8 protein-coding genes and 2 pseudogenes are annotated in these 12,104 nt (G+C 39.2%); 1 reads left to right on the plus strand and 9 read right to left on the minus strand.

What is annotated here, in order from left to right:
* Positions 1–19: 19 nt before the first annotated feature.
* The 9 genes and pseudogenes from AC0VZ4_RS10950 to AC0VZ4_RS10990 all read right to left on the minus strand — a co-directional run.
* Positions 20–184: pseudogene (locus AC0VZ4_RS10950) on the minus strand (transposase family protein); the annotation flags it as partial.
* A 305-nt stretch (positions 185–489) separates the two neighbouring features.
* Positions 490–909: an MAPEG family protein gene (locus AC0VZ4_RS10955; protein ID WP_007375694.1), complete on the minus strand. Its 420-nt coding sequence runs from the start codon at positions 907–909 to the stop codon at positions 490–492.
* A gap of 154 nt (positions 910–1,063) precedes the next feature.
* A complete protein-coding gene (locus AC0VZ4_RS10960) occupies positions 1,064–2,185 on the minus strand; it encodes an ABC transporter permease (protein ID WP_096793214.1) in 1,122 nt (373 codons plus the stop codon).
* 2 nt (positions 2,186–2,187) lie between these two features.
* A pseudogene (gene rbbA, locus AC0VZ4_RS10965) lies at positions 2,188–5,001 on the minus strand (ribosome-associated ATPase/putative transporter RbbA).
* Positions 5,001–6,005 carry an HlyD family secretion protein gene (locus AC0VZ4_RS10970; RefSeq protein ID WP_149605859.1) on the minus strand — a complete coding sequence of 335 codons (1,005 nt, stop codon included), beginning with the start codon at positions 6,003–6,005 and terminating at the stop codon, positions 5,001–5,003. Before AC0VZ4_RS10970 ends, rbbA begins: the two are co-directional and overlap by 1 nt.
* Positions 6,006–6,365: 360 nt before the next feature.
* Positions 6,366–7,076 (minus strand): L,D-transpeptidase family protein, encoded by a 711-nt coding sequence (locus AC0VZ4_RS10975; RefSeq protein ID WP_149614254.1) that lies wholly within the window; start codon positions 7,074–7,076, stop codon positions 6,366–6,368.
* Between the two features lie 14 nt (positions 7,077–7,090).
* Positions 7,091–8,080, minus strand: coding sequence for an endonuclease/exonuclease/phosphatase family protein (locus AC0VZ4_RS10980; RefSeq protein WP_475439681.1), 990 nt, complete (start codon positions 8,078–8,080; stop codon positions 7,091–7,093).
* A 57-nt stretch (positions 8,081–8,137) separates the two neighbouring features.
* Positions 8,138–9,355, minus strand: a complete 1,218-nt coding sequence (locus tag AC0VZ4_RS10985; RefSeq protein WP_475439682.1) for an IS4 family transposase — start codon at positions 9,353–9,355, stop codon at positions 8,138–8,140.
* A gap of 75 nt (positions 9,356–9,430) precedes the next feature.
* Positions 9,431–9,610: a hypothetical protein gene (locus AC0VZ4_RS10990; RefSeq protein ID WP_475439683.1), complete on the minus strand. Its 180-nt coding sequence runs from the start codon at positions 9,608–9,610 to the stop codon at positions 9,431–9,433.
* Between the two features lie 191 nt (positions 9,611–9,801).
* Between AC0VZ4_RS10990 and AC0VZ4_RS10995 the strand changes: the two genes are divergently transcribed.
* Complete coding sequence (locus AC0VZ4_RS10995; protein ID WP_475439684.1) at positions 9,802–12,093, plus strand: peptidase U32 family protein; 2,292 nt, start codon at positions 9,802–9,804, stop codon at positions 12,091–12,093.
* Positions 12,094–12,104: the final 11 nt, after the last annotated feature.

The following is a 12,104-nucleotide window of genomic DNA, read 5'->3' on the forward strand; positions in this document are numbered from 1 at the left end:
TACAAAGATCAACAGCCCCTAGTCTATCATGACCAAAATCTTCAATCTCTTCCCAGCCCTGACAGCCTGAAACAACAGCGCTAACAGCTAAGAATATGATATCAAATAGTTTATGAACAACTTTACCTTGTTGGCGAGGGTCGTCGATTGATTCGAAATATTTAAATAGCTGAATGTTAGACATGGGGATGCTCCTTAAAAAAGGAGTATAAGATCATACTTTTAAGTCAAGGTAAAGTTCGTGATCTTGCCCTGGATATTGCCTGCCTATTTATTACGCGTCAATTAATATAACAAATACATTAAATTAACACCAAAGACACATAAACAGAGGTAAATAAAATTTAATCAAAATGCTCATGGTTAAAAATAGCCCTATCATTTTAATGAGACCCACTCCCTTTACAAAAAAAGCGAAGTAATTATAAAATCACTTCGCTTTGGTTATAGATATTGTGATGAACAATATTTATTACTTTAATAGATAAGCTATACAATTAACCTCAAACCAATCATCACTAGCATAACCACATTTGCAATCACACCAATTAAGAAGAAGTAACTACGCGGGCTTGGGTTTTTCTCTGTTGCTATAGCGTAGTACAGTACCATGTGAATTAAACGCGCAATTAAGTACACCCAAATACACATTGCAAATATTGGGCTTTGGTAATTAATTACAAATGCAAATAACACAGTACCTATAAATAATGCGCTGTTTTCAAGCGTATTATGAAATGTACGATGCGCCCTGAATATAAAGCTGTCGTGCGATAAATCTTCATCAATTTTACCTGGCACCGCATTAGGCTCTTTTGCTTTACTAAACGTAGCCACTGCCCATTGTACAACCAACATAATTAAATACAGGTAAAACGCTAAGTAAGCCGAAAGTGTAACTTCAGTCATTATTAAATCCCTTATTGTGTTTTTAATTGGTATTATCCAGCAAGTTTTAGGCCGCACTTAGTTTGTTGATAAATATAAGTTTAATTTAGTAAAACTATTTATGAATGTAAGTAATTCCACCTTTTTATAAAAATTACCGACTAGATAAACCTTATTATCCAAACGCGACTGATTTACGAAACCGCGATAACGCAAATATAAAAAATACACTGCCGATTACGAATAAAGCCAAAAAGTAAGGCCAAACTACATCCCACCCCGCTCCTCTATATAAGATGGCTTGAGCAAACTTTACAAAATGAGTCGTAGGTGCAAATAACATAATATTTTGTACTATATCAGGCATGCTTTCGCGAGGGGTAACCCCGCCCGACAACATTTGCAATGGCAATAATATAAGGATCATCAGTAAGCCTAATTGCGGCATGGTACGCGCCTGCGTTCCTAATAATATTCCCAATGATGTTGTCGCAAATAAATGAATGGCGGCGCCCAATAAAAACAACGCTGCTGAGCCATGAATAGGCACTTGTAAAAAGCCTTCAATTACAATAAAAAGTGAAAAAGTGGTCAGTAATAAAATAACTAAACCATTGGCCCAAATTTTAGCAATTACAATTTCAAATGGCGTTAATGGCATTACTAATAAATGCTCCAGCGTACCGTGTTCACGCTCACGTATCACCGCAGCTCCGGTTAAAATAATCGAAATCATGGTAATAACGTTCATTAATTCCATCACACTGCCAAACCACACACTGGTCATATTGGGATTAAACATTATGTGCGCCGATTGCTTAATAGGCAGTGTGTATACCGATCGATAGCCTTGAACAAATTCATTAATTTCAGCACTAATAATTGTTTGAATATAATTATCACCAATAAATGCTTGCGACATACGTGTGGCGTCTATATTCACTTGTAATGTAGGTTGCTTACCTGCAAGAACGTCACGCTCAAAGTGTGGCGGAATATTTAGCACAAAGGTATAACTTCCGTTATCAAGCGAAGGATCCACTGCACTTAACGCAATAACGTCAGGCGTTTTAAAGTAAGGGTCGTAAAATGCATTAATTATACGCTTAGATAGTTGTGATTGATCGCCGTCAACAACTGCAATAGGTGCATTATTTAACTCAATGGAAGTTGCCGAAGACACAACATAAATTAATCCCGTAAAAGCAAAAAACACAAATAATAACAGCACTTTATCGCGCCATAAGCTACGCAGTTCTTTGATACCTAAATTAAGAATATTACTAAGGCATTGCATGGCTATTTATCCTGCTTTGGAAGTAAAAATACACTGGCTAACGTCAGCACTGGTATAAAAGTAAGCAAAGGTAAAAACTGCGCCGATAAATCAGAAAAATTAAGTGCTTTATTTAAACACACCACGGCATGCTTCTAAAAAGTATGTCGTTGGAAATAGTTTTCCGATTATTGCAGGAAAGCCTTCTAAGGATGAAACGGGGTCAATCAACCCGCAAAAATTAACAGCAATCATCAATACAACCACAGTTGATGCCGCTAATGCCGATATTTGTGTCTTAGTAAAAGCCGAAATTAACAGCCCTACACCAGTTGTTGCTGTTACATACAATAAAGCAGCCAAGCTCAACGCCCATAAACTTCCTTTTAGCGGAACACCAAATACAGTGACAGCTAGGGCAACTAAGCCAAAAAAACTTACCATACTAACTAAAATGTAAGGCAGTTGTTTACCAATAATAAATTCGAGTCGCGTAACCGGTGTAACATATAAATTAGTGATTGAACCTAATTCTTTTTCACGTACAACACCCAACGCCATTAATATTGCAGGAATAAACACTAACAAAAGTGGAATAACAGCAGGCACCATGGCCTCAATACTTTTAAAGTCTTGATTATAACGATAGCGTGATTCAATATTCGCCGGTACCAAATTGGGTATGACTCCATAAGTACGCAATGATAAGTCAGTTAGATAACTGTAATACGAACTCGTCATATAACCCGATATAGTTTCTGCCCTAAAAGGCATGGAACCATCAATCCAAACTACAATTTCTGGCGTGCGCTCGCGTTTCAATTGCTGGCCAAAATTAGGTGGGATCTCAACGGCCACACTTAACTCGCCGCTGCGCATTCGTTTATCTAGCTCTGAAGGGCTTTTAATATCAGCTTTTTGTATGAAGTAGCGCGATCCGGCAATATTTTGAACGTAATCGCGACTCTCAGGGGTTTGATCTTGGTCCATCACCGCAAAGCTCAAATCTTCAACATCAAAGGTAATCCCATAACCTAAAATAAACATTAAAATAATTGAGCCTAGCAACGCAAAGGTTAAACGAATAGGATCGCGCCATAGCTCCAGCGTTTCGCGATGAGCATAGCCAAACAAGCGTAAAAAACTAAAAGCGGTATTCGCTTTCTTTTTACCAATTGGCGGTATTTTAGGTTCAATCTCAGGTAATGGTTCAGGCTCATCGACCGTCGTTGTAGACAAAGCAGAACTCGCTTGAGACTCAAGCACCGCCTCTTCTAAATAAGCAATAAAGGCATCTTCGAGCGTATCTGCACTGCGCGCTTTGCAAAGTGCAGCGGGTGTATCACTGGCAAGTATTTTTCCTGCATGCATCAACGAAATTCTATCGCAGCGTGCGGCTTCATCCATAAAGTGAGTCGAAATAAAAATAGTAACGCCCTGCTCACGCGATAACTCAATAAGTAATTCCCAAAAGTCATCACGTGCAACAGGATCTACGCCCGAGGTAGGTTCATCAAGTATAAGCATTTCAGGGCTATGCACTACCGCAACCGCAAGCGATAAACGCTGGCGAATACCTAACGGTAAATCGACAGGAAAATCATCACGGTATTTTTTAAGGTTAAACCGTATAATTAATTCATTAACGCGCGGCGCAATTTGCTCTGTTGGTAAATGAAATAAGCGCGCATGCAACACCATATTTTGCTCAACGGTTAATTCATTATAAAGTGAAAATGCTTGCGACATAAAACCAACGCGCTTACGAGTTTCTATATTGTTAGCATCAACAACTTGACCAAATAACTTAGCTTCGCCACTGCTTGCCGGTTGAAGGCCTGTCAGCATTTTCATAGTTGTGGTTTTACCACAGCCATTTGATCCCAAAAAGCCGAAAATCTCGCCTTGTTCAATACGTAAACTAACGTTGTTAACCGCTGTAAAATCACCATATATTTTACTAAGCGCTGTAGCCTGAATAGCGGCTTCATCAGTTTTTAGATTATTCTGACGAGGAGGAACCACAAGTACGTGATGATCATGACGCTTTTCTTCAGGTAGTAATGATATAAATGCTTCATCAAGGGATTTTTTCCCTGTTTGAGCCTTAATCTCCTCTGGGCTACCAGTACCTATAACTTTGCCATCGTCCATGGCGATTAGCCAATCAAAATCATCTGCCTCTTCCATGTAAGCGGTAGCAACGAGTACACTCATACCACTATGCTGAGCGCGAATATGGTTAATCAATTGCCAAAATTGGCGACGAGAAAGCGGATCGACCCCCGTTGTTGGTTCATCCAAAATTAATAACTCAGGGTCATGAATTAACGCACAGCATAAACCGAGTTTTTGTTTCATACCGCCTGAGAGTTTTTCTGCAGGACGATCGGCAAACTCAGTGAGTCCAGTGCTTTTTAATAAGTTTTTGATTCGGTGCTGACGCTCTTTTTTTCTTGCCCAAAAAGCCGACCAAAAAAATCAATATTTTCAAAAACAGAGAGTGTCGGGTATAAGTTTTTGCCTAATCCTTGTGGCATATAAGCAATACGTGGCGAAGTTGAAGTACGAAAGCGGCTACTACGCATATTGCCCCCTAACACTTCAACGTCACCATTTTGAACGGCACGTGCTCCTGCAATAAGTGCAAGCAAACTCGACTTACCTACGCCATCAGGGCCTATAAAACCCACTATACTGCCCGCAGGTAACTCCAGATTAATATTATCCAACGCTAAATTATTGCCATAGCGATGCGTAACCTGAGTAAGCTTAACCACACTAAAAGGTTTTTTAGCTTTGTTGATCTGCTTTTTGCCATTGTTTTCATCAGCCATTATTCAGGCACTCTAACCTGCAACTGCATAGGCCAATTTTGCTCTGGTGCTAATAAAACATAAGCAAGTCCAGGCACGCCTGTTTTAACTTGTTCAATATGATCGTTTAATAATTTCGAATCTAGCTTCACTTTTACTCTAAACATCAGTTTGTCACGCTCGTTACGTGTTTCTACCGATTTAGGCGTAAATTGTGCTTGCGCTGATACAAAAGTAACTTTAGCGGGTAACGTGTATTGCGCAATTGCATCTATTACAATGCGTGCCTCAGAGCCTATTGTTACTTTGCCAGCTTGCGCTGTTGGCAAATAAATACTCATGTACACATCGGTTAAATCAAGCAAAGAAAAAACTTTCCCACCACTGCCAAGCACTTCACCTGGCTCTGCTAATCTATATAATATTCGGCCACTAATAGGCGCTTTAAGGGTGCTATCGGCAATATTACTGTGTAATCGCTCAATACGCGCTTGTGCTGCGTCTATTTCTGCATCCGACTGCACCACTTTTACATTTGCCGCTTTTAAAGCCGCTTGCGCTGTTGCAGCGCTTGTTCGTTGCTGATCAACTACTTCTTTTGAAATATGCCCTTGTTTGAGCAGTGCTACAGAGCGACGTAACTCGGTTTCTGCAAAAGTAAGTTCACTTTTATGTTGTTCTACAATTGCCAAAGCATATTTACGTGACTCAGTAGCAACACGTAACCCAGCATTAGCCTCACGTAATTGTGCATTTAAATCGTCAGTATCAATAACCGCCAATGTTTGACCGGCTTCGACCATGTCACCTTCTTGTGCTAAAACCTCAATCAAGCGCCCCGGCAATTTTGTTGCAATATCGTACTCGGTCGCTTCAATACGGCCATTTCCATAGGCTACGCTCTCTGGCAATTGTTCAGATAGCAGTGCGGGTTGCTGAGTTTGCCAAACATACCAACCACCCCCACCCAATATGATCACAGCAGCGATTGTACTGAGAGATTTGAGTGTCGATTTAATCGTCATGCGGTAAAACTCCATGTATATAAAAGTAGGTAAATGTAGCCAGTCTTGGCCTATTTATAAGATTAGGCTAATACTGCACTATTTTTGGTATTAACTATCACTGTATGAGTTAATTGTAATATAGGTGTGACTCTACTTTGTTACTTCACGATAGTAGATGATTTTAATGAATTTTAAATGTCAGTATCCCTATTAATAATCTATCATTATCGCCGCTTATAAGCTTGATGCAGATCAAAAAACATTCAACTCAATAATAAAGATTTCAAATAAGCTAACAACCAACCAAAGCGATTAATATTTTTAAACGACAAAAAAATATAATTAAACAGCCCGATTATTTAAGTATATTTTTTACCATTAATATCTATTTTCGAACGTATACATTCCTTTATAAACTTCAACATTTGGTGGCTTTTTATAGTTGTTAAAGTAATCGTAACCTTCTTTAAGGTTAAGCCAAAAAGGGTACCATTGGTTTGCTTTATGCTTTGATAAAACTTCATCCTCAAGCATAAACGGAAATGAATGAACCCTAAAAAAAGATTGCCCCGATTTTAACGCTGCAGCACCCAACGCGTAAATCTCATTTATATATTCATCAGTCATCGCATAACAGCCAATAGAAACACAGTTGCCATGCACCATCAGTGCACTGCCAGTTCGGTTGTGTGTCCGGTCATATTTATTTGGAAAGCCCAAATTAAATGATAAGTGATAATTGCTCCAAGGATTAAGCCGACTAGCATCAACATAATAAAAGCCTTCTGGGCTTTGGTTGTCGCCTTCTTTTAATTTAGGGCCAAGATCACCTGAAAAAGTACAAATTTCATAATTTTTGAAGTGTATAAATATGCCATCATCCGACTCCAGCCAGACTTCAAGAATACCTGGGTCTTTGAATATTCGAATAAATATAGGTGCACCATATTCAAGCCCTTTATCAGATAGTTGCTTTTTTAAAGTGGGTGCAACCATTGATATCGCTTTTTCAGAACGTGCACTGGTAGGAAATTCTGCAGCAAAAGAATTAAACATAAAAAAAACCAAGAATGTAATTAATTTCTTCATAATAAAAACACCCTTTAAGACCTTAATTTTAGTGTGATCAACACAACACCGTGGTCGGTGCTTAGATCGTCTCGATCATACTCGGGATTTATTAAGTGCCTGTCGTAAGTGTTATAACCACTGACTTCAAAAAAACTGTCATCGTAACTAGCATCAAACTCACACGACAATAAAATGTAATCTAGCACAGAGCTGCTCGCGCCATAATAATGTGTTGCCGGCCTTAACGGTGCTGCCTTTGTTATGTTTATATTTATTACTTGGCTTTTATCCGCTGAATCAACAATCTCGCTGTTACTGTTATCACAATCACTTTGTACATCGTTTGTTATTGCTTCATCGCTAATCACTTCATCATTACTTAGCTGCGACTTAACAAACAAATCCCATGAATCATTTAAACAATATTTAGCGAGGTAGGTTTTAGCGTCAAACGCAGGTGCAAAGCGTAGCGTACTCGTCAGTAAATGACTTAATACGCCATCCGCAAGTTCATTATTAAAGTCCCCCATTAATAGCATGGGTTGCTGCGTAGCTTCACGGCGAGTAATCATTTGTATCATTAGTAATGTAGCTTCACTGCCGCGCTGAATCGTTGAGCCCCACCCACCCGCTACATTCGCTTTTAAAATCTCAATTATGTTTTGCTCGGGTGCAAGCTCTTTATTGTGCTCATCAACATTAATCATCGGGCGCTTAGATTTAAAATGCACCACATAACAATCAGTATTGCCTATGTGCGGCAAAGTAACGGTCGCTCTCAATACCTTACGACTAAAAGTAAACTCACTATTAAGGCCAAGCGTACTTGCAAGCTCGCTGTCATGCTCAACCGCTGCTACTTCAACTATGGGATATTTAGAGGCAATCGCTACTACTGGCCGTTTATAAATAAAATCATCAATCACCTCTGGCGTATCAACTACTGCAAAGTAACTATAGCCTTGCTCAGCAACTAGCTCTTTTAACGAATCAATACTAAACACTTCCTGAAAACCAATCACATCAGGGGCATGATCTGTTAAGTAATCAACAACCTAAGGGATCCCCAAAAATAATCATTAAGTTTCAATTACATCACTCACATCCATATTTTTCCAATTGAGTTGCACTACCACTTGTGCGAAATAGGCGAGCCCTTCTAAATAATCTCGCCGTCGCAGTTTAATGGACTGTTTTTTGAAGTATCGCAACCCAACAAATGCCCATGACACTACTCGCCTGCTTTTGGTTGAGTTAGCTTGAAAAGATCCTGTCTTTCCTGCTTTGTCTATCACTGCACCCAGCATCATTGAGAACCAATGCGCCAGTGTTGCGAGCAGTAAAAGTATGTCTAATCGGTAGAGTTTGTTCGTTCTGTGTAGATCTGAGCCTAAGCCGAACCTAACACTTTTTTGATCTCGAAATCCGGCTTCTATTTGCATTCTCATACCATATAATTTGAGCACTTTTTCGAGAAAGTGGTGCCTTTTTGGAAGTGAAGAAACGAGTAGCCAAGGCTCCTTATAACCACGTTTTTTATCTCTTTTTAATAACTTATGCCCCTTGCCAACCAGCACTGCATGCGTTTGATATTTTGCACTTTTGGTCAACTCGGTCGCGCCAAGATACTGGCTCTTACGTTGATTGCTCTTGAATAGTGACTGGCATGGAACAAACTCATCGCTGCCCTGCGTTTTCAAGTGTGCCGTACCTCGAACTCGGCTAATATAATGCCAGCCATTGTTTCGCACGGCTTTGAGCCAAGGAACTTTAAAGCCCGCATCCGTCACAATGACGGGCCGGCAATCACTCGGCAAGATCAGTTTGAGCATCTTCAAGAACCGTTTTTGTACTTTTGGGCAATGATATTGAAAGCTGAGTGCACTTTCCTGATACAGGGTTAAAGAGCGACCTTCACTGACAATGCTGGCACGCAGAATACAATATTTGGTTTGTGTATCGGCATGACTCCAATCAACCAAAATGACGGGATGCTTTTCAGTGACCACAAAACGGCTTAAGTGAACATAAACCGTTGTTGATTCACGTAAAAGCTCGTGGTTACTGAGCAGTCGATCAATACGTTTAATATCATGTTTTTCAGTGGTTTTTGAATTCAAATTGCGACCGATAGACGTCAAGGTGCATTGCTGACAGTGCAAAAGAGATTTAACGGCAGCGACTAGAGTATTAAATCTGGCTTTATGAATTGATTTAGGGGTGACAGCGCGGAGCATATTGTGCAAAATAGTAAAAGCATTCATGGTGTTTAGCTCTGTTGTTTGTAAGTGATTCATAAGATCACAAAACACCATGAATGTTCCCTCGCTTCCCACATTTTTTAATACTGTTAGTTTATTGATATATAAAGGCTAATTCTGGGGATACTTTAGGTCTTGCAGGCAAGATAAGCTTTTAAATACGGCTTTGAGCAGAGAAACGATCGACAGGCAACGGTGTCGAACTTGAAATCCAGAGGTTTTTGCAAGCTCAATGAGGTGTTTTTCTGAGATAAGGGCTTTTAATTGGTTTGAAACTTGGTTAATCTGCATGTGAACTCTGTTTTTAGTCATGTTTTTATTGGCGTAACTATTTGATCATTAACAGAGTTCAACTTCAAGCTTTCTTAAGATCCAACCTATGATACACGCTTTAACATTCATTATCTCAACCAATAAATAGCTTTAACGTGCTTAAACAGATAAAATTCGCGGCAATTAAATATGAGCAAAGTGAAGTTGTCATGAGTAGAAAGATTGAACTATTAGCCCCAGGCGGTGATGTGAACGCGGTAAAAGCCGCCATTGTAGCCGGTGCTAATGCGGTTTATTGTGGGTTAGATACCTTTAATGCACGTAACCGAGCGTCTAATCTTTCGTTTGATGAGCTTAACGGCGCACTTCGCTTGGCCCATGAATACGGCTGTGAAATATTTTTAACGCTAAATGTAGTTATATTAGAGCACGAAATGGGTGCGCTATTTAAGCTATTAAATCAGCTAGTAAATACCACGCTCGACGGTATTATTGTGCAAGATTTAGGCTTATTCAATATAGTTAAAAAGCACTTTCCTACTTTGCATATTCACGCATCAACGCAGTTAACTACGCATAACGAATCACAGGTTGAGTTTTTAGCGCGCATTGGCGCTACACGTGTAAATTTATCGCGCGAGCTTAACTTAACTGAAATTAAAATACTGACCGACGTAGCGCATAAATGCGACGTATTAACCGAAGTATTTGTGCACGGCGCATTATGTATTGCATTTTCAGGGCAATGTTATTCAAGCTCAGTGAGTGTAGGTAACTCAGGTAACCGTGGTCGCTGCTCGCAAGCGTGTCGTGATGAATACGAGCCAACGGCGATGGGTAACAAACACCCATTAAACTTAAAAGACAACTCAGCCTATTTTGATTTACCTGAGTTGGTAGCCGCAGGCGTTGACTCGCTAAAAGTAGAAGGCCGCATTAAAGGTGCTAACTACGTACATACGGTTATTGATAGCTGGCGCAAACAGATAGACACTTTTGTGCAAACCGGTAACCTAATTGAAGACGACTCAAGCTTATACAAAGTATTTAACCGTAACTTTACTAATAAATTTTTAACCGGTGACATGACCAAAAACATGTTTACCGATAACCCGCGTGACCATAGTTTTGATCACGCTAACGAAAAAAACAACGCAATTTCGGTCGTGCAAATTTACGATGCACAGCAAGAGCTTTCCACTCAAAAAAGTGAAATTGATTCGTTAGTTAAAAAGAAAATTGAATTTTTAGATATTTCAAAACGCGAGCTTACATTAGAATTTACAGGGCAATTAAATCAGCCATTCACTGTAAACATAATTATTGAAGATAAAAACGATATTACGCTTTCGAATAAAAACGAAAAAGAGCCTCTACGCTTTGAAGTTCAATCGCAAATGCCTATGCAAACTGCCGATAAATCGGTTGTTGATATTGCTGCCATTGATAAACGCTTTAAAACCTTTAGTAATGCCAATTTTGAAATTAAAAATATGGATTACTCAAACTTAGGCAACAACTTAAGCATTCCGTTTAAAGAGCTAGCGCGCATTAAAAAGCAAGTCGCGTTTTTATTAAACGAAGGCAAAGACGTACTCGCGCCTGTTGAATTACCAAAACTAGTAAACCACGAAAAAGCAGAGAATAAAACAACACTGTCTATTTTAATATCGGACATAAAAGACGTTCACCTTTGTGATTTAACAGATGGCGATGTTTACTTTAAATTACCTGAGAGCTTTAGAACCGATAACGATAAATACATTAATGTATTTTTAGAGCACCCACAGTTAATTCCGTGGTTTCCGGCGGTGCTAATTGGTAAAGATTTTGAAGAAGCAGTACGTTTGCTCGAGGTTGTAAAACCTAAGCTTATTATTAGTAACAACACAGGCGTTGCATTTAAAGCAGTACAAATGGGTATTGATTGGATTGCAGGCCCATTATTAAACACTACAAACTCTTACGCGTTACTAACCCTACAAGAAGATTTAAACGCAAAAGGCGCGTTTATTTCAAACGAAATAAACAAACAGCAAATGCGTAGTATTAAACGCCCTAACAACTTTAAAATGATGTACAGCATTTATCATCCAATACTAATGATGACCAGCCGACAGTGTTTTTTCCAGCAAACCGTAGGCTGTAAAAAACCACGTATTGACGCAAGCTGTATGTTGAGCTGTAAAAAAGAAACAACCGTTACCAATGTAAAAGGCATTAGCTTTGCCATTGATAAACAAAAAGGCGGCTACCCGAGCATTTATAACCATGAGCAATTTTTAAACATGGATATTGTGACTGATTACGCTGACAAATTTGACGAGTTTATGATTGATTTAACCGACATTGGCTCAGGCGATAAAGAAAAGCTAGATAAAGCCGTGTTGCTTGCACATTTTCAAGATTTAATTAGCGGGCAAACACACGCAGCTGATCAGTTAAATCACATGGTAAAAGTAAAAACACGTCAGCAATATGTTGAAGGCTTAAACAGCTAAGGTAAGTAATA

The organism is Pseudoalteromonas sp. QJM3NY_22 (assembly GCF_056173065.1).